Origin of the sequence: Streptomyces sp. NPDC057486 (genome assembly GCF_042802415.1) — a bacterium.
Classification (GTDB): domain Bacteria; phylum Actinomycetota; class Actinomycetes; order Streptomycetales; family Streptomycetaceae; genus Streptomyces; species Streptomyces yanii.
In genome coordinates this window covers 1-24,949 of sequence record NZ_JBHVEE010000101.1, presented here as the reverse complement: position 1 = coordinate 24,949, position 24,949 = coordinate 1, and the positions used below count along the sequence as shown (strand labels likewise).

The 24,949-nt window shown below is 70.3% G+C and carries 21 protein-coding genes; 13 read left to right on the top strand and 8 right to left on the bottom strand.

Going from position 1 to position 24,949, the window contains the following annotated elements:
- Window position 1: 1 nt before the first annotated feature.
- Window positions 2-340 (bottom strand): divalent-cation tolerance protein CutA, encoded by a 339-nt coding sequence (gene cutA / locus ACFU6I_RS34220; RefSeq protein WP_384373887.1) that lies wholly within the window; start codon window positions 338-340, stop codon window positions 2-4.
- A 209-nt stretch (window positions 341-549) separates the two neighbouring features.
- Between cutA and ACFU6I_RS34215 the strand changes: the two genes are divergently transcribed.
- On the top strand, window positions 550-2,199 hold the full coding sequence (locus tag ACFU6I_RS34215) for a M4 family metallopeptidase (RefSeq protein ID WP_384373884.1): 1,650 nt from the start codon (window positions 550-552) through the stop codon (window positions 2,197-2,199).
- Window positions 2,200-2,255: 56 nt separating this feature from the next.
- On the opposite strand, the gene ACFU6I_RS34210 is transcribed toward ACFU6I_RS34215, so the two are convergent.
- Window positions 2,256-2,846: an NADPH-dependent FMN reductase gene (locus tag ACFU6I_RS34210; RefSeq protein ID WP_384373881.1), complete on the bottom strand. Its 591-nt coding sequence runs from the start codon at window positions 2,844-2,846 to the stop codon at window positions 2,256-2,258.
- 74 nt (window positions 2,847-2,920) lie between these two features.
- Between ACFU6I_RS34210 and ACFU6I_RS34205 the strand changes: the two genes are divergently transcribed.
- The 4 genes from ACFU6I_RS34205 (at window position 2,921) to ACFU6I_RS34190 (ending at window position 6,204) form a co-directional block, all read left to right on the top strand.
- Window positions 2,921-3,712, top strand: coding sequence for an aminotransferase class IV family protein (locus tag ACFU6I_RS34205; protein ID WP_384373878.1), 792 nt, complete (start codon window positions 2,921-2,923; stop codon window positions 3,710-3,712).
- Between the two features lie 18 nt (window positions 3,713-3,730).
- Window positions 3,731-4,192: a DUF5990 family protein gene (locus tag ACFU6I_RS34200; protein ID WP_384373914.1), complete on the top strand. Its 462-nt coding sequence runs from the start codon at window positions 3,731-3,733 to the stop codon at window positions 4,190-4,192.
- 365 nt (window positions 4,193-4,557) lie between these two features.
- The gene (locus tag ACFU6I_RS34195) at window positions 4,558-5,454 is read left to right on the top strand and encodes a hypothetical protein (protein ID WP_384373875.1); all 897 of its coding nucleotides are present in this window, start codon (window positions 4,558-4,560) and stop codon (window positions 5,452-5,454) included.
- Window positions 5,455-5,580: 126 nt separating this feature from the next.
- Complete coding sequence (locus tag ACFU6I_RS34190) at window positions 5,581-6,204, top strand: class F sortase (protein ID WP_384373873.1); 624 nt, start codon at window positions 5,581-5,583, stop codon at window positions 6,202-6,204.
- A 48-nt stretch (window positions 6,205-6,252) separates the two neighbouring features.
- Here ACFU6I_RS34190 and ACFU6I_RS34185 read toward each other — a convergent pair whose 3' ends face one another.
- On the bottom strand, window positions 6,253-7,038 hold the full coding sequence (locus ACFU6I_RS34185; protein ID WP_384373870.1) for a sulfite exporter TauE/SafE family protein: 786 nt from the start codon (window positions 7,036-7,038) through the stop codon (window positions 6,253-6,255).
- 193 nt (window positions 7,039-7,231) lie between these two features.
- Here ACFU6I_RS34185 and ACFU6I_RS34180 point away from each other — a divergent pair, with 193 nt between their 5' ends.
- The 5 genes from ACFU6I_RS34180 to ACFU6I_RS34160 all read left to right on the top strand — a co-directional run bounded on the left by ACFU6I_RS34180 (window position 7,232) and on the right by ACFU6I_RS34160 (window position 13,673).
- Window positions 7,232-8,458, top strand: coding sequence for an NAD(P)/FAD-dependent oxidoreductase (locus ACFU6I_RS34180; RefSeq protein ID WP_384373865.1), 1,227 nt, complete (start codon window positions 7,232-7,234; stop codon window positions 8,456-8,458).
- A gap of 1 nt (window position 8,459) precedes the next feature.
- The gene (gene nirB, locus ACFU6I_RS34175) at window positions 8,460-11,048 is read left to right on the top strand and encodes a nitrite reductase large subunit NirB (protein WP_384373862.1); all 2,589 of its coding nucleotides are present in this window, start codon (window positions 8,460-8,462) and stop codon (window positions 11,046-11,048) included.
- Window positions 11,045-11,404 carry a nitrite reductase small subunit NirD gene (gene nirD, locus ACFU6I_RS34170; RefSeq protein WP_384373859.1) on the top strand — a complete coding sequence of 120 codons (360 nt, stop codon included), beginning with the start codon at window positions 11,045-11,047 and terminating at the stop codon, window positions 11,402-11,404. The genes nirB and nirD overlap by 4 nt, the downstream gene beginning before the upstream one ends.
- A gap of 137 nt (window positions 11,405-11,541) precedes the next feature.
- Window positions 11,542-12,708 (top strand): alkaline phosphatase PhoX, encoded by a 1,167-nt coding sequence (locus ACFU6I_RS34165; protein WP_384373856.1) that lies wholly within the window; start codon window positions 11,542-11,544, stop codon window positions 12,706-12,708.
- A 35-nt stretch (window positions 12,709-12,743) separates the two neighbouring features.
- Window positions 12,744-13,673: an oxidoreductase gene (locus ACFU6I_RS34160; RefSeq protein ID WP_384373853.1), complete on the top strand. Its 930-nt coding sequence runs from the start codon at window positions 12,744-12,746 to the stop codon at window positions 13,671-13,673.
- 21 nt (window positions 13,674-13,694) lie between these two features.
- Here the strand turns inward: ACFU6I_RS34160 and ACFU6I_RS34155 are convergent, their stop codons facing one another.
- Window positions 13,695-14,105 carry a VOC family protein gene (locus ACFU6I_RS34155; protein WP_384373850.1) on the bottom strand — a complete coding sequence of 137 codons (411 nt, stop codon included), beginning with the start codon at window positions 14,103-14,105 and terminating at the stop codon, window positions 13,695-13,697.
- 123 nt (window positions 14,106-14,228) lie between these two features.
- Between ACFU6I_RS34155 and ACFU6I_RS34150 the strand changes: the two genes are divergently transcribed.
- The gene (locus ACFU6I_RS34150) at window positions 14,229-14,840 is read left to right on the top strand and encodes a DUF4287 domain-containing protein (RefSeq protein ID WP_384373847.1); all 612 of its coding nucleotides are present in this window, start codon (window positions 14,229-14,231) and stop codon (window positions 14,838-14,840) included.
- On the opposite strand, the gene ACFU6I_RS34145 is transcribed toward ACFU6I_RS34150, so the two are convergent.
- The 3 genes from ACFU6I_RS34145 to dusB all read right to left on the bottom strand — a co-directional run bounded on the left by ACFU6I_RS34145 (window position 14,835) and on the right by dusB (window position 20,873).
- Complete coding sequence (locus ACFU6I_RS34145) at window positions 14,835-15,932, bottom strand: ArsR/SmtB family transcription factor (RefSeq protein WP_384373844.1); 1,098 nt, start codon at window positions 15,930-15,932, stop codon at window positions 14,835-14,837. The genes ACFU6I_RS34150 and ACFU6I_RS34145 overlap by 6 nt on opposite strands.
- A gap of 509 nt (window positions 15,933-16,441) precedes the next feature.
- Window positions 16,442-19,180: a pyruvate, phosphate dikinase gene (gene ppdK, locus ACFU6I_RS34140; RefSeq protein ID WP_384373841.1), complete on the bottom strand. Its 2,739-nt coding sequence runs from the start codon at window positions 19,178-19,180 to the stop codon at window positions 16,442-16,444.
- 544 nt (window positions 19,181-19,724) lie between these two features.
- Window positions 19,725-20,873, bottom strand: coding sequence for a tRNA dihydrouridine synthase DusB (dusB, locus tag ACFU6I_RS34135; protein WP_384373838.1), 1,149 nt, complete (start codon window positions 20,871-20,873; stop codon window positions 19,725-19,727).
- Between the two features lie 102 nt (window positions 20,874-20,975).
- Here dusB and ACFU6I_RS34130 point away from each other — a divergent pair, with 102 nt between their 5' ends.
- Window positions 20,976-22,460: an MFS transporter gene (locus ACFU6I_RS34130; protein WP_384373833.1), complete on the top strand. Its 1,485-nt coding sequence runs from the start codon at window positions 20,976-20,978 to the stop codon at window positions 22,458-22,460.
- Here the strand turns inward: ACFU6I_RS34130 and ACFU6I_RS34125 are convergent.
- A complete protein-coding gene (locus ACFU6I_RS34125) occupies window positions 22,433-23,323 on the bottom strand; it encodes a helix-turn-helix domain-containing protein (RefSeq protein ID WP_384373830.1) in 891 nt (296 codons plus the stop codon). The genes ACFU6I_RS34130 and ACFU6I_RS34125 overlap by 28 nt on opposite strands.
- Before the next feature lie 149 nt (window positions 23,324-23,472).
- Here ACFU6I_RS34125 and ACFU6I_RS34120 point away from each other — a divergent pair, with 149 nt between their 5' ends.
- Window positions 23,473-24,894: an MFS transporter gene (locus tag ACFU6I_RS34120; RefSeq protein WP_384373911.1), complete on the top strand. Its 1,422-nt coding sequence runs from the start codon at window positions 23,473-23,475 to the stop codon at window positions 24,892-24,894.
- Window positions 24,895-24,949: the final 55 nt, after the last annotated feature.

Below are 24,949 nucleotides of genomic sequence, written 5' to 3'. Positions count from 1 at the left end.
GTCACAGGGCCGTGATCGGAGCTGTCTGCGACGACAGCCAGGCGAGGTAGTCGGCGCTTCCGCGTACCACCGGCATGGCGATGATCTCCGGGGTCTCGTAGTCGTGCGCCGCGCGGAGGTGCTCCTCCAGTTCGTCGTAGCGCTCGGCCGTCGTCTTGAACAGCACCTGCCACTCCTCGGTGGTCTCGATGGCGTCCTGCCACCGGTAGACGGAGGTGACGGGCGCGGAGATCTGCGCGCACGCGGCGAGCCGCGCCTCCACCGCGCCCTGGGCGAGGGCGTGCGCCTTCTCCTCACTGTCCGTGGTGGTCAGTACGGTCAGCCATGCCGGCGATGTCACCGTCGGTCTCCTCAACTCTTCTGCTCTTGCTCTTCGGCTCTTGTGTCCGCGGCGTGTCCTTCTCGTCGATTGTCGGGGCGGTTCGGTGCCGTGTCCTCCTCCCTCGCCTTCGCGGTATGGACATGACATGTCATGAACCCTTAAATCTGATGGAAGCTCAGAACCATCGCTCAGATCGCCCTCCGCCCCCACGCACTCCGAGGAGTCCGATGAGATCGATTCGGCATGCATCGCGCCTCACCCCGCTCGGCATAGCCGCGGCCGCCGCCACCCTGCTGGCCTCCGCCCTCACCGCGACCACCGGCGCCGCCGCGGCCGGTCACCCGTCCCCCAGCCGCGCCACCGCCGTCCGTCACGCCGAGGCCGCGATCACCGGGCACGCCACCGCCCTGGACCTCACCGGCGCCCAGGACACCGCGGTGCGCGACGTGGTCATCGACAACGACGGCGGTCAGCATGTGCGCTACGACCGCACCTACCGGCACCTCCCCGTACTGGGAGGCGACTTCATCGTCCACCTGGCGCCCGACGGTGCGTACCGGAGCGCCGACCGGGCCGTGCGCGGGGATCTCTCGGTGCGGACCGTGACTCCGTCCCTCTCCGCACCGACGGCCGCGGATCTGGGTGCGGCCGCCCTGCGCTCTGCCCACCGCGGCCAGAAGCTCCGCAAGGTCGCCGCCAAGCCGCAGCTCGTCGTGGACGCCCTGCACGGCGCACCCAAGCTGGCCTGGCGTACCGAGGCCGCGGGCAGGGACTCGCTGGGTAACCCCGTCGCCCGCGTCGTGCTCACCGATGCGCGCACGGGCCGGCAGATCGACGCCTGGGACAGCCTGGAGACGGTCGGCGGCGACGGCCAGTCCCTCTACGGCGGTACGGTCCCGCTGGAGACGACCCAGTCCGGGTCGACTTTCCAGCTCAAGGACGCGACGCGCGGCAACACGTACACCGGGGACGCGCAGAACAAGACCGACAGCTGCATCTTCTCCATCTGCTGGAGCCGGGCCCCTGCGGTTCTGTTCACCGATGCCGACAACCACTGGGGCAACGGCGCCACCTCCGACCGTGCGTCCGCGGCGGTCGATGCCCAGTACGGCACGGACACGACCTGGGACTACTACAAGAACGTGCACGGCCGGAACGGCATCGCCGGTGACGGCAAGGGCTCGTACAACCGCGTCCACTACGGGAACAACTACAACAACGCCTTCTGGGACGACAGTTGCTTCTGCATGACGTACGGCGACGGCGACGGCTCCACCTTCGGGCCGCTGGTCGCGCTGGACGTGGCCGGGCACGAGATGTCGCACGGCGTGACGTCCAAGACCGCGAACCTCACCTACTCCGGTGAGCCGGGCGGTCTCAACGAGGCGACCTCCGACATCTTCGGCACGCTGGTCGAGTTCCACGCGAACAACGCGCAGGACCCGGGCGACTACCTGATCGGCGAGAAGATCGTGAAGTCCGGCTTCGGGAAGGCCGCCCTGCGATTCATGGACCAGCCCTCCAAGGACGGCAAATCGGCGGACTGCTGGAGCTCCTCGGTCGGCAATCTGGATGTGCACTACTCGTCCGGTGTGGCCAACCACTTCGCGTATCTGCTGGCCGAGGGCAGCGGCCCGAAGACGATCGGCGGCGTCCAGCACAACGGCACCACGTGCAACGGGGCGACGCTGACCGGCATCGGCAAGGACAAGCTCGGCAAGATCTGGTACCGGGCGCTGACGGTCTACATGACGTCCTCGACCAACTACGCCGCCGCCCGGACGGCGACGCTCAACGCGGCGAAGGACGTGTACGGGGCGGGCAGCGCGGAACAGAACGCGGTGGCCACGGCCTGGTCCGCGGTCTCGGTCGGCTGACAGGGAGCAGGTCCCGGACGCACCGGTGCCGGGACCTGCGTCCAGCCGAGAAGCGATCAGCCTCCGTACGGGCGGACCGCCTTGGCGTCCCGCAGCGCACTCCCCCACCAGGTCAGCTGGTCGAGCAGTGTCTTCGCCGCCGCGTCGACGGCCACGGGGTCCTTGTGCCGGCCCTCGTCGTCGAAGAGAGCGCCCGCGTTGTGGAAGGACACGGTGTCGCGGAGGGAGACGGCGTGCAGCTCGGCGAAGACCTGGCGAAGATGTTCGACGGCTCGCAGACCGCCCGACACTCCCCCGTACGAGACGAAGGCGACGGGCTTGGCCTGCCATTCGGTGTGATGCCAGTCGATGAGGTTCTTCAGCGGGGCGGGGTACGAGTGGTTGTACTCCGGCGTGACGACGACGAAGGCATCAGCGGCGGCCAACCGGAGGGAGACTCCCGCCAGTCGGGTCTGCACGTCCGGTCCCGGGCGGTAGGTGAGCGCGAACGGGAGATCGAGTTCGGCGACGTCGATCAGATCGGTCTCGATGCCCGGGTGGCCGGCGGTACGGGAGAGAAACCAGTCGGCGACGACCGGGGCGAAGCGGCCCTCGCGATTGCTGGCGAGGATGACCGCGACCTTCAGGGGTGCTGTGGTGAGTTCCATGCGGCGAGACTCGTACCTCAACCAAGGATGAGGTCAAGCGCCGCCCCTCGCCTCTCCGGCATACGGTGGAACACATGACGACCGCCGCGCCCCTGTACGTCGAGTTCAACGGACACGCCGCAACGGAGGCGGATCTCCGGATCCCCGCCTTCTCCAACTACGGCCACTTCACAGCCATGCAGGTCAGGGACGGGAGGGTACGCGGCCTCGCCCTCCACCTGGCCCGGCTGGACGCCGCCAACCGGGAACTCTTCGGCCACGGGCTCGACGGCGGCCGGGTGCGCGAGCTGATCCGGCACGCGCTGGACAGCGCCGGGGCACAGGACGCCTCGACCCGGGTGCACGCCTTCCTGCCGCCGGGCGACACAGGGACGACCGTCATGGTCACCGTGCGCGGACCGGCGCAGAAGTCCACCGAACCGCACAGCCTGATGTCCGTTCCGTATGTCCGTACCGTCCCGCACATCAAGCGCCCCGGCGAATTCGGCCAGACCTACTACGGGCAGCTCGCCGCACGCTCCGGCTTCGACGAGGCACTGCTGATCGCACCGGACGGGACGGTGACGGAAGGGGCGATCACCAACATCGCTTTCTGGGACGGCACTTCTGTCGTCTGGCCCGACGCACCCGCACTGCTCGGCATCACCATGGCCCTGCTGGAGCAGCAACTTCCGGGCGCCGGGCTGGAGTCCGTACGGCGTCCGGTGACGCTGGACGGGATCGGCGGCTACCGGTCGGCATTCCTCACCAACTCGCAGGGCATCGCGCCGATCCGGCGGATCGACGACACGGAGTTCGTGGTCGACGAGGAACTGATGAAGCGGGTGGGGCTGGCGTACGAGGCCGCGCCCTGGGACACCGTCTGAGGCGGGAACATGGAGGCCGTGCGGATCCGCATCGAGGGCTCGGACCTCCCCGGCCTCATCTGCGGGGCCGCCGGCGACTTCCCCGGCGCCCGGAACATCCATGTCGGCGTACAGCGCAAGGACAGGCCCGGTGAGCCGCCGGGACTGCGTCCCGGCGACGCCCCGTCGGCCTCATGGACACCGGACTGCACGGCCACCGCGACCGATGACGGCATCGCGGTCACCGGGCCGTACGCGCAGAACCGGCTCGGCCGACGCTTCGTCCATCCGTCCTGGGGCGCCGTGGACGATCACGGCGTCCTCTCCGTGTTCCGGCGGGCCACGTTGATGTTCGACGACGTCGATCCGGCCGTATTCGAGGACGCTGTGCGCTCCGGACGCCTCACCGCACGCCTGCGCCTCTCCGACGCCAAGGGGAAGCCGATCCGCGCCCGCGCCCGGCCGCCGGTCGTCACCTGTTCCGCCATCGCTCCCGGGTGACGGCACAGGACCGCCCCCATCGGGCCCAGGGGGGGTGGGTCCGATGAGGGCGGCGGCCTGGGGCGGCGGGGGGAAAGCCGTCCCGTGGGGGGTGTCATGCGTGTGCCCGGGACCGACGAGGCCATGCATGTGACGTGCGGCACTCATTCCTCGCGGCTCGTCACCCGATCAGCACGGTGTGTCGCGAGACTGCCCACGCACCCTCTCATCACCGCCGTGACCTGCGCACTTACCGCTCGCCAAGGGGTCCGGCCCGGACCGGTCGAGTGAAAGCTGACCAAGCGTCAGCATGCATGGGTGGCGCGCCGCCCGTTAGCTCTCCATCAGGAGATACCCCACCAGCGCCCCTGCTCGGAGGAACCCCCATGCGCCGTCCTGCCCGCCTCGTGACCGGCACCGCCGCCACGGCGCTCACCGCTGCCGCGCTCGGCCTGTCCACCGTCGCGACGCCCGCGTATGCAGGGGACCTCGGTCAGCGGGAGATATCCCCGGCGGACGTGGCACCGGGCACCACAGTCACGGTGAACACCACCGCTTGCGGGAAGGACGCGAAGGCCACCGGGGATGCGAGCTCCCTGGAAGCAGGGGACTTCAAGCTGGGGTCCACCACCCGCAAGGAGGTGGTGGTCGGCACGTTCACGGTGCCGACGATGACCGAGGCGGGTCAGTACAGCATCGACGTGTCCTGCGCGAACGGCAAAGGGGCCACCGGAGCGCTGCAGGTGAAGGCTGCGGACACCGCGAAGAACGCCACAGCGGGCAGCACCGCCCACGCCGTGGAGGACAACGGCTCCGGCGACGGCACGGACAGCGGCTTCGGGGTGTCTTCCCTCGACGACCTGGCCGCCAGGGGCGAGAGCCTCCTCGGGAACCAGAACCCCTTCGGCATCGGCTCCTCCGCCGGACAGAACAGCTCCTCCGGGTTCGGGAACTCCCGGAGCGACGAAACGCTTCCCGGTCGGAAGCCCTCCACCGGCAACGAGAGCGGGCGCGACACCGGGAACGGGACCGGTCGTGACAACGGGAGCGGCTCCGGTCCTGACACCGGGAACGGCTCCGGTCCTGACACCGGGAACGGACGCGGTCAGGACAGCTCCACCGTGCCCACCTCTCCCTCCGGGCACGTCAATACTGGTGTAGGCGGCAGCGTCCGCCCGGACACCTCCCAGATCGCGGCGGGTGCCGGCGTTCTCGCCGCGTCCGCCGTCGGCGGAGCCTGGCTCCTGCGTCGTCGGGCGAGCGGCACGCAGGCGGACAGCTGACAGGGACGCATCCACGTCCCCGTACCGCCACGATTCCGTCCCGGTGGCCGCGCGCCACCGGGGCGGGACCTCACTTCCTTCCTCACGTCCTTCCCGTCCCGGAGGACGACACCCCGGAGGACGACCGTGTCCCAGAAGGCCAAGGGCTGGTTGGTCGCCGTCGCAGCGCTGGTCGGCGTCTGGCTGATCCAGAACGGCGCAGGCACCGTGCTGGTGCCGCCGCAGCCGACCACCGCCCAGGCCTTCGCCGCCGGTCCCGGAGTACCGCCCGGCTCGCCCGTCGCCGCCCCGTTGCGGCCCTCGACGCCCGTCCGTCTCCGTATCCCCAGCATCAGGGTGGACGCCCCGATGATCCGGCTCGGGCTCGGGTCCGACGGCAGCCTCGACGTGCCGCCGGCCGAAAACCGCAATGTCGTCGGCTGGTACAAGGACGGCACTCCGCCCGGCGCCAAGGGCACCGCGCTCGTCGCCGGTCACGTCGACAACGCAAAGGGACGGTCCGTCTTCTACGACCTGGGGTCCCTGGCCAAGGGCAGCACCGTCGAGGTGGTCCGGCAGGACGGGAGCACCGCCGTCTTCTCGATCGACGGCATCGAGGTGTACGAGAACAAGAACTTCCCCGACCGGCGGGTGTACGGCGCCTCGTCGTTCCCTGCGCTGCGACTGATCACCTGCGGCGGCGGCTTCTCACGGGACACCGGCTACCAGGGCAACGTGGTCGCGTACGCGCACCTCACCGGAGTGCGCTGACGCCGGTCGCGCACCCTTAAGGCCCCACGTCGGGGAGTGGGGAGGCCGTCAGGCCCACTGGTCGAACGCCAGCTTCGCGACGAGTGAGAACACCACGACCAGCAGCACACCACGGACGAACTCGCTGCCCTTGCGCAGCGCCATGCGCGCCCCGAGCAGCCCACCCGCCAGGTTGAACACCGCCATCAGCGCGGCCAGTTGCCACAGCACGCTGCCCTGGTAGGCGAACATCGCGAGGGCACCGGCGTTGGTGCAGACGTTGACGATCTTGGCGGTGGCGGACGCCGTCACCAGGTCGAGGTGGAGCACGGCCGTCAGCGCGAGCACCAGAAACGTTCCGGTGCCCGGCCCGAACAGCCCGTCGTAGAGGCCGATGCCGCCGCCGACCAGCACGATCGCGGTGACGGTACGGGCCCGGGTGACCTTCCGGTCCCCGCCCCCGTCCGCCTCCTTGCCGAACTGCGGCCGCAGCATCACGAACGCCGCCACCGCCAGCAGCACCACCATGATCACCGGACGGAGCACGTCACTGCTGATCCCGGCGGCGAAGAATGCCCCGGTCATCGATCCGGCCAGCGCCATCAGCCCGATCCGCACCGCCGTCCAGACCTTCACCGGCGCCTTGCGCACGTACGTCACGGCGGCGCCCGAGGTACCGACGATGGCCACCGCCTTGTTGGTGCCGAGGACATGCGCGGCCGGGACGTGCGGCAGACCGAGCAGCAGCGCGGGCAGCAGGAGCAGCCCGCCGCCGCCCACCACCGCGTCGATCCAGCCCGCGGCGGCAGCGGCGAGGCACAGGACAACGAGGGTGGTCAGGGTTATGTCGGGCATGCTCGCGACCCTATGGAGGCAATACGTGTCCCGTCCAACTGCTTCTGCCGGATCGCCGGAAAGTTGAGCCAACTCTGAGGTTCCGCGGCTCCGCGGCCCTCACAGACCCTCTTCGGACGCGCTGAGCGCAAGGTTCCTCCCGGGAAACAGCGGGGATCCGATCGGGTAACACCCACCGCGCACGCTTCTCACCATGAGGACACAGACGGAGAACGCGGCGCGTGTGGTGGTGATCGGCGCCGGGATGGCGGGCGCACGGCTCGCCGCCCGGGTGCCCGGCGTCACCGTCATCGGCGAGGAGACGCACGCCCCCTACAACCGGGTGCTGCTGGCCGAGGTGCTGGCCGGGCGGTACGCGGCCGAGGTCATCGCCCTGCCCCCGGCCGAGGTACGGCGCGGGGTGCGGGCGGTGCGGATCGACCGGGCCGACCGGCTGGTGCACTGCGACGACGGAAGCGTCGTGGGGTACGAGCGGCTGGTGCTGGCGACCGGTTCGAACCCGGTGCTGCCGCCGCTGCGCGGACTCGGCACCACGATGCCGGACGGAGTGCATGCGTTCCGCACACTCGACGACTGTCTGGCGCTGCGGGAAGCCGTGGGGCGGCACACCGGTACGGGCGTGCGCGCCGTCGTCATCGGCGGCGGCCTGCTCGGCGTCTCCGCCGCCCGCGCGCTCGCCGAACGCGGCGCCCAGGTGGTGCTGGCCCAGCAGGGCGAGCACCTCATGGAGCGGCAGCTGGACGCCGGATCGGCCGGGCTGCTCCGGCGTCATCTGGAGACTCTCGGGGTGGAGGTGCACACCGAGTGCCGGGTCCGCGGGCTGCGCTGCGCCGACGGCGCGGTGCGGGCCGTGGAGCTCGCCGACGGCTATGAGCTGGCGGCCGAGATCACGGTGCTGGCCTGCGGGGTACGGCCCAGGACCGGGCTGGCCCGGGCGGCAGGTCTGGACGTCCGCAAGGGCGTCGTCGTCGACGACGAACTGCGCACCTCCGACCCGTACATCCACGCGGTCGGCGACTGCGCCGAGCACCGTGGCACGCTCTACGGGCTCGCGGGCCCGGCGCTGGAGCAGGCCGATGTGCTCGCCGAGGCGCTGGCGGGGCGGCCCGCCCGCTACGACGGCACCCGGGCCCTGACCCGTCTCACGCTGCACGGCCCGCCCGCCGACCCCGCCGGGGCGCTCGATCTGGCCGCGTTCGGGGTTTCCCGGCCGCTGCCCGGCGATGACGTCGTCCGGCTGGCCGACGCGACCCGGGGTGCGTACCGCGCGGTCGTCGTCCGCGGCGACCGGCTGGCGGGCGGTGTGCTGCTCGGCGATCTCGCCGCGGTCGGCACCCTCGCCCGGACCTGGGAGGACGACGAACCGCTCCCCGCCGAAACGTCCCTGCTCCACCTGCTCACCAACGACGGAGGCTTCTGAGATGCCGGTGTCCACTCCCCCGACCGACCGTACCTCCGCCCTCCCGACCATCGTGGTCGTCGGACACGGCATGGTCGGCCAGCGGTTCCTGGAGGCGCTCGCCGAGCGCGGTCTGACCGCGGCCGCGGGCACGGCCAGGGTCGTCGTGCTCTGCGAGGAGCCGCGCCCCGCCTACGACCGGGTCCAGCTGACCTCGTACTTCGCCGGGAGGACCCCGGACGATCTGTCGCTCGTGGAGCCCGGCTTCATGGAGCGGCACGGCTTCGAGCTGCACCTCGGCGACCCTGCCGAGTCCCTCGACCGCGAGGCCCGCACGGTCACCGCGCGCTCCGGGGAGACGTTCGCGTACGACACGCTGGTGCTGGCCACCGGCTCGTACCCGTTCGTCCCGCCGGTCCCCGGCAAGGACGCCGAGGGCTGCTTCGTCTACCGCACCATCGAGGACCTCCTGGCGATCGAGGAGTACGCGAGGACGGCGACGACCGGTGCGGTCGTCGGCGGCGGGCTGCTCGGGCTGGAGGCGGCGGGCGCGCTGAAGGGACTCGGGCTCGACACGCACGTCGTGGAGTTCGCGCCCCGGCTGATGCCGGTACAGGTCGACGAGGGCGGGGGCGCGGCGCTGCTGCGCACGATCGAGTCCATGGGTCTCACCGTGCACACGGGCGTCGGCACGCAGGAGGTCACCGCGGGCGAGGACGGCACGGTGAACGGCATGTCGCTCTCGGACGGTTCGTCGCTCGCCACCGACCTGGTGGTCTTCTCGGCGGGGGTACGCCCGAGGGACCAGCTGGCCCGCGACTGCGGTCTGGCGGTCGGGCAGCGCGGCGGCATCGTCGTCGACGAGGAGTGCCGCACCTCGGACCCTGCGGTCTTCGCGATCGGCGAGTGCGCGCTGGCCTCGGACGGCCGGGTGTACGGGCTCGTCGCGCCCGGGTACGAGATGGCGCAGACGGTCGCCGAGGTGATCGCGGGCAAGGAGGCGGCGTTCACCGGCGCCGATCTGTCGACGAAACTGAAGCTCCTCGGGGTGGACGTGGCGTCGTTCGGCGACGCGCACGGCACGGCCGAGGGCTGCCTCGACGTGGTGTACGCCGACTCCCGCTCCGGCGTCTACAAGAAGCTGGTGATCGGCCGGGACGGCACACTGCTCGGCGGGGTACTGGTCGGGGACGCCGATCAGTACGGGACGCTGCGGCCGATGACCGGTACGGTCCTGCCCGTCGCCCCCGAGCAGCTGGTGCTGCCGGCCGGTGCGGGCGGCCCGGTCACACTCGGCCCGTCCGCGCTGCCGGACGAGGCGGTGATCTGCTCCTGCCACAACGTCACCAAGGGGGCGATCTGCGAGCACACCACGCTGCCCGAGGTGAAGAAGTGCACCAAGGCCGGTACCGGCTGCGGCAGTTGCGTGAAGGTGATCGGTCAGCTGCTGCCGCAGAGCCAGGACAGGGGTCTGTGCGGCTGCTTCTCGTACACCCGGAGCGAGCTGTACGAGATCGTCCGCACCCTCCGCATCACCTCGTACGCCGAACTGCTCGATTCGCACGGGCGGGAGGCGGCGCGCGGCGGGGACGGCTGCGAGATCTGCAAGCCGACGGTCGGTTCGATCATCGCCTCGCTCGCGCCGACGCTCGGCGCGAGCGGATATGTGCTGGACGGCGAGCAGGCGGCCCTGCAGGACACCAACGACCACTTCCTGGCCAACCTCCAGCGCAACGGCTCCTACTCGATCGTGCCGCGCATCCCCGGGGGCGAGATCACCCCGGAGAAGCTGATCGTGATCGGTGAGGTCGCCCGCGACTTCGGCCTCTACACGAAGATCACCGGGGGCCAGCGGATCGACATGTTCGGCGCCCGCGTCGACCAGTTGCCGCTGATCTGGACACGCCTGGTGGACGCCGGCTTCGAGTCCGGGCACGCGTACGGAAAATCGCTGCGGACGGTCAAGTCCTGCGTGGGACGGACCTGGTGCCGGTACGGCGTGCAGGACTCGGTGAAAATGGCCATCGACCTGGAACTGCGCTACCGCGGGCTGCGCTCGCCGCACAAGCTGAAGTCGGCGGTCTCCGGCTGCGCCCGGGAGTGCGCGGAGGCCCGCGGCAAGGACTTCGGGATCATCGCCACTGCCAACGGCTGGAACCTGTACGTCGGCGGCAACGGCGGTGCCGAACCGCGCCACGCGGACCTGCTCGCCCAGGACCTCTCCGACGCCGAACTGGTGCGCCTCATCGACCGGTTCCTGATGTTCTACATCCGTACCGCGGACCGTCTGGAACGCACCTCGACCTGGCTGGACCGCATCGAGGGCGGCCTGGACCACGTACGCGACGTCGTCGTCCACGACTCGCTGGGGCTGTGCGAGGAGCTGGAGCGGCTGATGGCCGACCATGTCGCCGGCTACCGCGACGAATGGGCCGAGACCATCAACGACCCGGACCGGCTGCGCCGGTTCGTCACCTTCGTCAACGCGCCCGACGCACCCGACCCGTCGGTGCGGTTCGTTCCCGAACGCGACCAGGTCAAGCCCGACCTGGACATCCTCGCCGGACCGGTGCTCGCCGTCCGTACTCTCGAAAGGGCCTCTTCCCGATGACCGCACCGACGACGGAGACGAGGCAGCAGACCCCCGTGGTCCAGCTCGCCGACGGGGACGACTGGTTCACGGTCTGCGCGCTGTCGCGGCTGACCCCCGGGCGCGGCGTCGCCGCGCTCCTCCCGGACGGCCGCCAGGTCGCACTCTTCGTGGACCGGGCAGGGCGTGCGTACGCGATCGACAACCGCGACCCGTTCACAGGGGCGTACGTCCTCTCACGCGGCCTGGTCGGGTCCGTCGAGGGGCGGCCCTTCGTCGCCTCGCCACTGCTGAAGCAGCGCTTCGACCTGGCGACGGGGGCCTGCCTGGACGACGACGAGGTGTCGGTCCCGGTCCACGCGGTACGCGCGGCCTGACGGCGAACGATAGGGCCGCTGCCGCAGACCATTCACCGGCTGTTGCCGCTCCGTCAAACACCGCCCCCTAGGTTCCTGACGCGCGACCCGTCGGGCCAACCGGACCGGCGGGCCCTCACGTCACCAGTGGAGTGATCGTGGAACGTCGGACCTTCTTGCGCACAGCGGTGGTCGGCAGCTCGGCGGCGGCCTTCGGCGGAACGCTCTGGCGCGGCGCCGCGTATGCCGCACCCGCCCAGCCCGGCACCGGACCCTACGGGGCACTGCAGGCGGCGAACGCCAACGGCATTGCGCTGCCCGCCGGTTTCACCAGCCGCATCGTCGCGCGCTCCGGGCAGACCGTCCCGGGCACCTCGTACGCCTGGCACAGCGCCCCCGACGGCGGTGCGGTCTTCGCCGACGGCAGCGGCTGGATCTACGTCTCCAACTCCGAGGTGTCATCGGGCAGCGGGGGCGGCGCGAGCGCGGTGCGTTTCGACTCGGCCGGGAACGTCACCTCGGCGTCCCGCATCCTGTCCGGCACCAACAACAACTGCGCGGGCGGGCGGACCCCGTGGAACACCTGGCTGTCGTGCGAGGAGGTCACCCGCGGTTTCGTGTACGAGACCGACCCGTGGGGGGTCAATGCCGCCGTGCAACGCCCCGCGCTGGGCCGGTTCAAGCACGAGGCGGCGGCCGCGGACCCCGACCACGGATACATCTACCTCACCGAGGACGAGACCGACGGCCGGTTCTACCGCTTCCGCCCCACCACCTGGGGCAACCTCGCCGGCGGGACCCTCGAGGTACTCGTGGCGGGCACCGCCACCGGCGGCCCGGTGACCTGGGCGGCCGTCCCCGACCCGGACGGCTCCCCCACCCAGACCCGCTACCAGGTCTCCGGGGCCAAGGTCTTCAACGGCGGTGAGGGCTGCTTCTACGCGGCGGGCACCTGCTGGTTCACCACCAAGGGCGACAACCGGGTGTGGGCGTACGACGCCAATGCCTCGTCGATCTCGCTCGTCTACGACGACTCCCTGGTCACCGGCGGCACCGCCCCGTTGACCGGCGTCGACAACGTCACCCGTTCGGGCTCGGGGGACCTCTACGTCGCCGAGGACGGCGGGAACATGGAGATCTGCCTGATCACCCCGGACGGCACCGTCGCCCCGTTCCTCCGGATCAGCGGCCAGTCCGGCTCCGAGATCACCGGACCGGCGTTCTCGCCGGACGGCACCCGGCTCTACTTCTCCTCGCAGCGCGGCACCAGCGGCAGTTCGTCCGGCGGCATCACCTACGAGGTGAAGGGGCCGTTCCGCAGCTGATTCCGGCCGTGGGGCTCCGGTCGTACGCTTGATCCATGACCCAGGGCTGGAACGCAAGCGACATCCCCGACCAGAGCGGCCGTACGGCCGTGGTCACCGGAGCCAACAGCGGTATCGGACTCGTCACGGCACGCGAACTGGCGCGCAGCGGTGCGCGGGTGCTGCTCGCGTGCCGTGACGAGACCCGCGGCAAGGAGGCCGAGACACGTATCCGGGCAGCCGTGCCGGGCGCGGAGGTGGAGTTCGCACCGTTGGATCTGGCCGATCTCTCCTCCGTACGGGAGTTCGCCGCTTCGTACCGGTCCGACCGGCTGGATCTGCTGATCAACAACGCCGGTGTGATGGCCCTGCCGTACCGGAAGACGGCCGACGGTTTCGAGACCCAGTTCGGCGTCAACCACCTCGGGCACTTCGCTCTCACCGGTCTGCTGCTGCCGAAACTCCTCAACACTCCGGGCGCCCGGGTGGTGAGCGTGTCGAGCGGGATGCACGCCCTGTCCAACATCGACATGGGCGACCTCAACAGCGAGCGGAACTACCGGCGTTGGATCGCCTACGGCCGCTCGAAGACCGCCAATCTGCTCTTCGTCCATGAGCTGGCGCGCCGGCTCTCCGCAGCCGGCTCCGACGTCGTCGCCGCGGCCGCACACCCCGGATACGCGGCGACCAATCTGCAGACGGCAGGCGTCAGGATGGAAAACCGCAGGACCGCGGAACGGGTGGTCGGACTCGGCAACCGGATCCTCGCCCAGCCCGCGTCCTCCGGTGCGCTGCCGACGCTGTACGCGGCCACCGCGCCCGGGGTGCGCCCCGACTCGTTCACCGGTCCGAAGCTCCTGGGCTGGCGGGGTGCGCCCGCCCCGTCCTGGCGGACGGGCTGGACGCGGAACGATGTGGCGGGCGAACGCCTGTGGGTGGCGTCCGAGCAGCTCACCGGCGTGACCTGGCCGGGCCTCGCCCCCTGAGGCCCGAGGCGTTCCGACGCGTCAGCCCTGCCCCTGGACGGCGGCCGGGTCCATCCACATGACCTCCCAGATGTGGTGGTCCGGGTCCTGGAAGGACCGGCCGTACATGAACCCGTGGTCGATGGGCTCGTTGGCGGGCGAACCGCCTGAGGCGAGCGCCGTGTCGACCAGCTCGTCGACCTTCTCGCGGCTCTCGGCGCTCAGCGCGATGATCACCTCGGTGGACTTCGACGCGTCCACGACCTCCTTCTTGGTGAACTCCTTGAAGCGGGGCTCGGTGAGGAGCATGGCGAAGATCGTGTCACTGATGACGAGACACGCGGTGTTCTCGTCACTGAACTGCGGGTTGCAGGAGAAGCCGAGCTTGGCGAAGAAGTCCTTCGTCGTCCCAAGGTCCTTGACCGGCAGGTTCACGAAGATCATCTGGTTCATGTCCACTCTTCTCTGCTCATCGGTGGCGCCCCCTTCGAGCGCTTACGAGGGGTAGACGGCGGGCCGCCGCCGAACTCATCGCGACCGGCGAAGAAATCTTCCGAAGCTCCTATCGTCGGAGCCATGAACGTATCGAAGGACGGAGCAGGCAGCGGATCGACCGGCCGACGGATCACCGAGAAGCTGTCGGCCGAATCGCTCCGGGAACGGACCGGCCGGGACTGGGACGACTGGTTCTCCGTACTCGACGCCTGGGACGCGACCCGTCACACCCACACCGAGATCGCCGCCCATCTGCGTACGGTCCACGGTATGGACGGCTGGTACGCCCAGTCGGTCACCGTCGGATACGAGCAGGAGCGCGGGCTGCGCCAGGTCGGGCAGTCCTCCACCGGCGACTGGCGGACCTCGGCCAGTCGTACGGTCTCGGCTCCGGCGGAACGTGTGCTGGCGGCGTTCACCGATCCGGCGCTGCGCGGCGACTGGCTGCCCGACGCCGGACTGATCCTGCGCACACACCGCCCGGCCAGGTCCCTGACCGCGGACTTCGCGGACTCCGGGGCGGCGACGGGACGGCTCGCGGTGCGGGTGACGGCGCTGCCGGACGGACGGACCCAGCTGGGTCTCGCCCACGAGAAGCTCGCGGGCGCCGAGGCCGTCGCCACGTACCGGGCGTTCTGGAAGGACCGGCTGAACGTCCTCAAGGCACTGCTGGAGCAACCCGGCCCGTCATGACAGCGCGAGCGGCGCGCCGCCCCGCAGGAGCGAGCCGCCCAACGGTGTCAGCGTGTGCAGGACCGAACTGCCGTGCCGCAGGGTGAGCACGAGCCCCGCCTCGCGCAGTACGCAGGCGTGCTGGCTCGCCGAGGCCAGGGACACCCCGGCCCGGCGGGCGAGCTCGCTGGTGGTGCAGCCGTTGCCGATGGCCTGGAGGACGGTGGACCGGGTGTTGCCGAGGAGCCGTCCCAGCCAGGGGCCCGGACCGGGGCCGGCGAAGACCGGGGCGACGGAGTGGGTGACCGGGTAGACGAGCACCGGCGGCAGCTTCGGGTCGCGGTGGACGACCGGGGTGGAGCGGCAGAAGAACGACGGCTGGAGCAGCAGTCCCCGCCCGTCCAGGTGCAGGTCCCGGTCCACGGGATAGTCCGCCTCCAGCACCGGGGCCCGCCAGCGGATCATGGACGGCATGGAGGCGAGGAGCTCGTCCGCGCCGCCGTCGAGGAGGGCTCGGCCGCGGATGGCACGGTCGGCCTCGATGCTGGCCTGGATGTGCGGCCAGTACGGTTCGACGGCGGCGCGGTGGTAGCTGCGCAGGTCGGCGATGAGCCGCCCGAGAGGTTCCGCGCGCCCCTCGGAGAGCGCGTCCAGCCGCAGCGGCGGCACGGGCCGTCCCTCGCCGGGGCGCCCGCCCACGGGCCGCACCCCACCGGCGCGTAACCCTCCGCGGCCGCCGGGCCGCCCGCCCAGTGGCGCCGGCCGCCCCGGCTCGTGGCGGCCGGCGCGCAGCAGGGCCAGCTCGGCATGGATCCGCTCGGGCGGGGTTCCGCGCAGCGCCTCCATTCCGGCGTCGAAGCCGTACGGCTCGCCGCCCGCTCGGGAGGGCGTCAGGAAGTCCGGGAAATAGCCGCGGGGCGGCACCAGGGCGGCCAGCAGGCGTGTCTCACCGTTCAACCGGGGCCGGGTTTCCGCCCGCCATTTCCCGAAGACGGCGGATGCGCGCCGGTCCCTCAGCCGGTGAAAACTCAGAATGGTTTCCCACAATGCGTCCGGCCGTGTGGCCATGCGCACCTTGGAAAGGTCCATTCCGGACACATGAATACGCAGCACCGAACCCCCACTTGTTGCATCCGCAATTCCCCCCGCTCAAGAGTATGTGAACCGTCACAGGACGTCACCACGGGGTTTCGGCCAGAGGTGAAACGTCTCGCCCCGACCCACCGCCACCCGAAAAGCTGTACGGCGTCGGGTGCGAAACCTGAGCCGATCGGAAGAGCGAGTGAAGGCCGTGGGGGGTTTTGCTCGTTCGGCGGCGGTCGGTGAACGGTGCGGCTCCGTGCCCGACGGGGGTAAGCCGGGTGTGGCCCATGGATGGGGATCCATGGGCCGCACCCCGGTCCGTTCACCGTCTATATCTTTGCGTATTGAACGAAGCAATGGGTGGGGCAATCGACGAAAGCGCTTGCGTGCTCCTGCTCCTTTTGTCTCCGCCGGGGGATACGGACATGACGAAGCGGCGGCACCCCGCACAGGGTGCCGCCGCTTCGGGGTGGTCCGGAGCCGTTGTCGACTCGTTGAGGGTTTACGTGAGCCGACAGCCCCGGAGTCCGGGGATCGGATCAGCGGCTGTCGCTGCCCTTCGCCTCTGCCGCGGCGCGGCCCGCCTCCAGGCGGGCGACCGGGATCCGGAACGGCGAGCAGGAGACGTAGTCGAGGCCCACCTCGTGGAAGAAGTGCACCGACTCCGGGTCACCGCCGTGCTCGCCGCAGACACCGAGCTTCAGGTCCGGGCGGGTGGCCCGGCCGGCCGCGACGGCGCTGCGGACCAGCGAACCGACGCCGTCCTTGTCGATCGTCTCGAACGGCGACACCCCGAAGATGCCCTTCTCCAGGTACGCGGTGAAGAACGAGGCCTCCACGTCGTCGCGGGAGAAGCCCCACACCGTCTGGGTCAGGTCGTTCGTGCCGAAGGAGAAGAACTGCGCGGCCTCGGCGATCTGACCGGCGGTCAGCGCGGCACGCGGCAGCTCGATCATCGTGCCGATGGTCAGCTTCAGCTTGGTGCCGGTGGCCGCCTCGACCTCGGCGATGACCTGGTCGGCCTCCTCGCGGACGATCTCCAGCTCCTGGACCGTGCCGACGAGCGGAATCATGATCTCGGCGCGCGGGTCGCCCTTGGCGTTCTTGCGGTGGGCGGCCGCCTCGGCGATCGCCCGCACCTGCATCGCGAACAGACCGGGGATGACCAGCCCGAGCCGTACGCCGCGCAGACCGAGCATCGGGTTCTGCTCGTGCAGCTTGTGCACGGCCTGGAGGAGCCGCAGATCGTTCTCGTTCGCGTCCTTGCGGGACTCGGCGAGCGCGACCCGTACCGACAGCTCGGTGATGTCGGGCAGGAACTCGTGCAGCGGCGGGTCGAGCAGGCGCACGGTGACGGGCAGCCCGTCCATCGACTCGAACAGCTCGATGAAGTCGGCCTTCTGAAGCGGCAGCAGCGCGGCGAGCGCGGCCTCGCGCTCGTCGTCGGTGTCCGCGAGGATCAGCTTCTCGACCATCTCGCGGCGCTCGCCGAGGAACATGTGCTCGGTGCGGCACAGGCCGATGCCCTGGGCACCGAAGCGGCGCGCCCGCAGCGCGTCCTCGGCGTTGTCCGCGTTGGCCCGCACCCGCAGCCGGCGCACCCGGTCCGCGTACGCCATGATCCGGTGCACGGCTGCGACCAGCTCGTCGGCGTCGTCGGCGCCCGCGTGCATCCGGCCCTCGAAGTACTCGACGACCGGGGACGGCACGACGGGGACCTCGCCGAGGTACACCTTGCCGGTGGAGCCGTCGACCGAGACGATGTCGCCCTCCTCGACGACGGTCCCGCCGACGGTCAGGCGGCGCCGCTTGGTGTCGACCTCGATCTCCTCGGCGCCGCAGACGCAGGTCTTGCCCATGCCACGGGCGACGACGGCGGCATGCGAGGTCTTGCCGCCGCGCGAGGTCAGGATGCCCTCGGCGGCGATCATGCCGTCGAGGTCGTCGGGGTTGGTCTCGCGGCGGATCAGGATGACCTTCTCGCCCGACCGGGACCACTTGACCGCGGTGTACGAGTCGAAGACCGCCTTGCCGACCGCGGCGCCCGGCGACGCGGCGATGCCACGGCCGAGCAGCACCGTCTTCGCGTCCTCGTCGAAGCGCGGGAACATCAGCTGCGCCAGCTGTGCCCCGTTGACGCGCTGGAGCGCCTCCGCCTCGTCGATGAGCCCCTGGTCGACGAGCTGCGTCGCGATCCGGAACGCCGCACCGGCGGTGCGCTTGCCGACCCGGGTCTGGAGCATCCACAGCTGGCCGCGCTCGATGGTGAACTCGATGTCGCACAGGTCCTTGTAGTGCGTTTCGAGGGTCTGCATGATCTGCATCAGCTGGTCGTACGACTTCTTGTCGATCGACTCCAGATCGGCGAGCGGCACGGTGTTGCGGATACCCGCGACGACGTCCTCGCCCTGCGCGTTCTGCAGGTAGTCGCCGTACACGCCCGCGTGGCCGCTGGCCGGGTCGCGGGTGAAGGCGACGCCCGTACCGGAGTCGGGACCGAGGTTGCCGAAGACCATCGAGCAGACGTTGACGGCCGTGCCGAGGTCGCCGGGGATGCGCTCCTGGCGACGGTAGAGCTTGGCGCGGTCGGTGTTCCACGAATCGAAGACGGCCTTTATGGCCAGGTCCATCTGCTCGCGCGGGTCCTGCGGGAAGTCGCGCCCGGCCTCGCGCGTGACGATCTTCTTGAACTGCTTGACCAGCTTCTTCAGGTCGGCCGCGTCGAGATCCACGTCGACGGTGACGCCCTTGGCCTCCTTCGCGGCCTCCAGCGCCTCCTCGAAGAGGTCGCCGTCGACTCCGAGGACGGTCTTGCCGAACATCTGGATCAGGCGGCGGTACGAGTCCCACGCGAACCGCTCGTCGCCGGCCTGGGCGGTGAGGCCGACGACGGACTCGTCGGAGAGACCGATGTTGAGAACCGTGTCCATCATGCCGGGCATCGAGAACTTCGCGCCGGAGCGGACGGAGACCAGCAGCGGGTCGTCGGCCTGGCCGAGCTTCTTGCCCATCCGCTTCTCCAGGGCGGTGAGGTGCGCACTCACCTCGTCGCGGAGCGCCGTCGGCTCCTCGCCACTGTCGAGGTAGACCTGGCACGCCTCGGTGGTGATCGTGAAGCCCGGAGGGACGGGCAACCCGAGGTTCGTCATCTCGGCGAGGTTGGCACCCTTGCCGCCGAGCAGGTCCTTCAGATCCTTGTTGCCCTCGGTGAAGTCATAAACGAACTTCTGACCCAGGAGCTCCGGCGTGGGTACGTGAGGATCTTTGTTTTCCGACACGGGTCTCGACTCCTAGAGGACTCGGGTGGCTGCCCTGACGGCGAGGAACATACCCAGATCGAAGGTGTCTGGGTACGTCCACTTGTGCGTCATGCGGCCTTAACCACTCGTCCGCCAGTAGATCGAAAGTTTCGTTCCGGACTCACACAGAGAGTGCATTCGTTCATTCCTTGAACGCATCACCACTCAAAGTTCCCATGATCGCATGATTTTTCACGTTGCGTAGTGGATGTGTCGATCGATCAAAGTAAAGTCGGGTGGCACCGAGTGCCATCATTTGAGAAATGCAGTTCCCAAAAACCCGCTCATCTGAGCCACACACCCCTCAGGGGTGGCGAGAATCACGCTCCGACGGGCGCTCAGATGTCACTATCCGGACACCCTGGAGGGCACGTACGGTCACGCGCCGACCGCAAGGAGCGAATGAAAAGCGGACGGGACACCCCCATCGCGCGCCACGGTGCCCCGCACCATCCCGTCCACCCTCGATTCACCCCGGATTGACGCTCAGATGAGCGGTAGTGAATCAACGGCACGGAGTGCCTCAGCCACCCGAGGTGTCGAGCTCGGCTTCCGCGCTCACGCCCGAGCAGTCGTAGGGGTCCTTCAGCCAGCCGTCCGGCAGCACCACACGGTTGTTGCCGGACGTGCGCCCGCGCGGCCCGTCCGCCCCGTCCGGCCAGGCCTGGTCCAGGTCGAGCTCGTGCAGCTGCGCACCCAGCTCGTCCAGCGACGAGGTGATCGCCAGCTTCTTGCGCATCTCCGAGCCGACCGAGAAGCCCTTGAGATACCAGGCCACATGCTTACGGAAGTCGATCACGCCACGGGTCTCGTCGCCGATCCACTCCCCCAGGAGCGTCGCGTGCCGCAGCATCACCGTCGCGACCTCCCGGAGCGTCGGCGCCTGCCTCGCCTCCGTCCCCTCGAAGGCACTCACCAGGTCACCGAAGAGCCACGGGCGCCCCAGGCAGCCGCGGCCCACGACCACACCGTCACAGCCGGTCTCGCGCATCATCCGGCGGGCGTCGTCCGCACACCAGATGTCGCCGTTGCCGAGGACCGGGATCTCCGGGACGTGCTCCTTGAGGCGGGCGATCGCGTCCCAGTCGGCGGTGCCGCCGTAGTGCTGGGCGGCGGTCCTGCCGTGCAGGGCGACGGCCGTGACACCCTCCTCCACCGCTATCCGGCCCGCGTCGAGGTAGGTGAGGTGGTCGTCGTTGATGCCCTTGCGCATCTTGATGGTGACCGGCAGGTCGCCCGCGTTGGACACGGCCTCGCTGAGGATCGCGCGCAATAGCGGCCGCTTGAACGGGAGCGCGGAGCCGCCGCCCTTGCGGGTCACCTTGGGGACCGGGCAGCCGAAGTTCAGGTCGATGTGGTCGGCGAGGTTCTCGTCGACGATCATGCGGACGGCCTTGCCGACCGTGACCGGGTCCACTCCGTACAGCTGGATCGAGCGCGGGGTCTCGGTCGCGTCGAAGTGGATGAGCTGCATGGTCTTCTCGTTGCGCTCGACCAGCGCGCGCGTCGTGATCATCTCGCTGACGAACAGACCCTTGCCGCCGGAGAACTCCCGGCACAGGGTGCGGAACGGGGCGTTGGTGATACCGGCCATGGGGGCGAGCACCACCGGCGGCTGCACCGTGTGCGGGCCGATCCGGAGCTGCGGGAGCGAGGGGGCGAGCTGGGTCATTGCTCCATTGTCGCGTACGGCGGGAGCTGCTTCGGTGGGCGCCGGGGCGAGAGGCGGGCAGCCCTACGGGCGATGGTCGTTAGTTAGTCGTACTATCCATGTATGCCCGAGCTCAGCCACCGCCGACGGCAACTCGTGCTGGCGATCTGCTGCATGAGTCTGCTGATCGTCAGCCTCGACAACACCGTCCTCAACGTCGCCCTGCCCTCCATGCAGCACGAACTGCACGCCACCGTCGCCGGCATGCAGTGGACGATCGACGCGTACACCCTGGTCCTCGCGTCGCTGCTGATGCTGGCGGGCTCCACCGCCGACCGGATCGGACGGGCGAAGGTCTTCAAGATCGGTCTCGTCCTCTTCACCCTCGGCTCGGTGCTCTGCTCCCTCGCGCCGAACCTGGAGTCGCTGGTCGCGTTCCGCATGGTGCAGGCGGTCGGTGGCTCGATGCTCAACCCCGTCGCGATGTCGATCATCACCAACACGTTCACCGACCCGCGCGAACGCGCCCGCGCCATCGGTGTGTGGGGCGGAGTCGTCGGCATCTCCATGGCGGCGGGACCGCTGGTCGGCGGCCTGCTGGTGGACTCGGTCGGCTGGCGGTCGATCTTCTGGATCAATCTGCCGGTCGGGCTCGCCGCGCTGCTGCTCACCTGGCGCTACGTCCCCGAGTCCCGCGCCCCGAAGCCGCGCCGCCCCGACCCCGTCGGTCAGCTGCTGGTGATCGCGCTGCTCGGTTCACTGACGTACGCGATCATCGAGGCGCCCTCCGCGGGCTGGACCTCGCCGCGGATCCTGGCCTTCGCCGCGCTCACCGTGTGCGCCCTGGCGGGGCTGCTCGTGTACGAGCCCAGGCGAGCCGAGCCCCTCATCGATCTGCGGTTCTTCCACAGCGCCCCGTTCAGTGGCGCCACCGCCATCGCAATCAGCTCGTTCGCCGCGCTGAGCGGCTTCCTCTTCCTGAACACGCTCTATCTGCAGAACGTGCGCGGCCTGACCGCCCTGCACGCCGGCCTGTACATGCTGCCGATGGCAGCCCTGACCTTTGTCTGCGCCCCGCTGTCCGGGCGGCTCGTCGGCAACCGGGGGCCGCGGTTCTCCCTGCTCGTGGCGGGTGCGGCCATGTCGGTGTGCGGGCTGCTGTTCGCGGCGTTCGACGCGGAGACGCAGACCGTGCTGCTGTTCACCGGCTATGTGCTCTTCGGCCTCGGCTTCGGCATGGTGAACGCCCCGATCACCAACACCGCCGTCTCCGGCATGCCGCGCTCGCAGGCCGGGGTCGCGGCGGCGGTGGCCTCGACCAGTCGGCAGATCGGCGGGACGCTGGGCGTCGCCGTGATCGGTGCGGTGCTGGCGGCGGGCGTGGCGGGCACCGGTTCCCCGCATGACGCCGCGTATGCCACCGCCTTCGTGGACGCGAGCAAACCCGCCTGGTGGATCATCACCGGCTGCGGGGTGTGCGTCCTCCTCGTCGGTGCGCTGACCAGCGGGCGCTGGGCACGGCAGACCGCCCGACGGACCGCGGAGAGGCTGGAGGCACCGGCGCCCACCGGTGCCAGGGGTCACATCCCGGCGAGTTCCAGGGCGTGAAGCCGCCGCAGCCGCTCGCGGGACTCCTCGTCGGCGGGGGCGTACGTCACCATGCGTGGACCGGTCGACGGGCCGAGCCAGAGGTCGGTGTGGTCCAGGCGCAGCAGTCCGACGTGGGTGTTGCGGAAGAGTTTGGTCCGGCCACCGGGGCCGACCACCTCGTGGCGCGCCCAGATCTCCCGGAACTCGGGCGAGGCCGCCTCCAGCCGCCCGAGAAGTGCCTTCCAGGCGGGCTCGGCCAGATGCTCCGCCATCGCTCCACGGAACTTGGCGGCCATCACCCGGTTCATCTCCGGGAGGTCGACGACGGCGGAGCGCCAGTCCGGGTTGGTGTAGGAGAGGATCATGCAGTTGCGGTCCTCGGGGGTGACGGCGTCCAGGTCGCAGAGCAGCCGCCCGTAGGTCCGGTTGTACGCGAGGATGTCGTACCGGCTGTTCTGGATGCAGGCCGGGATCGGGTCCAGTTGCCGCAGCATGTCCCGCAGTGCCGGGGTGACGCTCGGGCAGTCCGCGTCGGGCGTCGGGTCGACGGCGCCGGCCAGGGAGAAGAGATGGGTGCGCTCGCTGCGGTCGAGCAGCAGGGCGCGGGCGAGTGCGTCGAGAACCTGGGGCGAGACCTGGATGTCACGGGCCTGTTCGAGCCAGGTGTACCAGGTGACGCCGACGGCGGAGAGCTGGGCGACCTCCTCGCGCCGCAGGCCGGGGGTGCGACGGCGTCTGCCCCGGGGCAGACCGACCTGCTCGGGGGTGATCCGCTCGCGGCGGCTGCGCAGGAAGTCCGCGAGTTCGTGCCGCCGGACCTCGTGCTCCGAGACCTCGGCCTCCTCGCGCACCTGGGACAGCTCACTCGCCATCGTCGTCATGCCTCCAGCCTGCCGAACCCCGCCACGCTCTGCCAGGTGCTGCTTGTACCAGGATAAAGACACTCTGGTACCAGGCTGAGAGGAGGACGATCGTCGATGTCGTGAGTGAATCCCCTGTACGGACGCAGACATCCGCCATCTCCACCCCTGTGGTGCGGCACGACCACCCCACCCCGGTACTCGGCTCGCTCGGGCTGTTCACGGTGCTCCTGGGAGCGGCCCTGCCGCTCATCGATTTCTTCATCGTGAATGTCGCCCTGCCGACGATCGACAAGGATCTGGCCGCGGGCCCGGCGCTGCTGGAACTCGTCGTCGCGGGGTACGGACTCGCGTACGCCGTCCTGCTCGTCCTCGGTGGCCGGCTCGGCGACACGGCCGGCCGGCGCCGGCTCTTCCTGGCCGGCATGGCGGCCTTCGGGCTCACCTCGCTGGCCTGCGGGCTCGCCCCGGACGCCTGGACGCTCGTCGGGGCGCGGGTCGCGCAGGGCGCCTCGGCCGCACTGATGTTGCCGCAGGTGCTCGCCACCATCCAGGCGGCCACTGCCGGACACCGGCGGGCGCGGGCGATGAGCCTGTACGGGGCGACGGCCGGGCTCTCGATGGTTGCGGGCCAGATCGTCGGCGGCGTGCTGGTCGCCGCCGCGCCGCTGTCGTCGGTGTTCGGCGAGAGCGCGGGCTGGCGGTCGGTCTTCCTGGTGAACGTGCCGGTGGTGGCGGTGGGGCTGATGCTGGCCGCCCGCGCCGTACCGGAGACCCGCTCGGACCGGCCCGCGCCCGTCGACGTGCCGGGCACGCTGCTGCTCGCCGCGTCACTGATGACGTTGCTGGCGCCGCTGACGGAGGGGCGGGCCGCGGGCTGGCCTGCGTGGACGTGGATCTCGCTGGCGCTGTTCCCGTTCGCCGCATTCGCCTTCTACCGGGTCGAACAGCGGGCCGACCGGCGCGGACAGATCCCGCTGATCCCGCCGAGCCTGCTGCGACTGGACTCGCTGCGGCGTGGTCTGGCTCTGGTGCTGCCGTTCTCGCTCGGCTTCGGCGGCTTCATGTTCGTGATCGCGGTCTCGCTGCAGCAGGGGCTGCAGATGGGCCCGGCGGCCGCGGGGCTCTCGCTGGCACCGATGGCCGCGGCCTTCTTCGTGGCATCGCTGGCCGGTCCGCGGCTGGTCCGACGGTTCGGTACCCGGGTCGTGACGGCGGGCGGGCTGATCCAGGGCGTGGGCGTTGCGGTGCTCGCGCTCACCGTGTGGCGCGGCTGGCCGGACCTGGGGCTGCTTCAGCTGCTGCCGGGCGTCGCGCTCGCCGGTTTCGGTCAGGGGCTGCAGCTGCCGGTCCTCTTCCGCATCGTGCTCTCCGACGTGCCGACCGAGCGGGCCGGGGTGGGCGGCGGAGTGATGACGACGACGCAGCAGGCGGCGCTGGCACTGGGCGTGGCGACACTCGGAACGCTCTTCCTCGCGCTGGTCCCCGGCTCCGGGATGCGGGACGCGCTGGCCGTGACGTTGCTGGTGCAGCTGGCGGCAGTGGCACTGACGGTGCTGCTGAGCCTGCGGCTGCCGCGCACGGTGGCGTGAGCCCGCGCACGGACGGGGCACGGGAACGGGCGTGGGGCCCGGATCACCCGAGGTG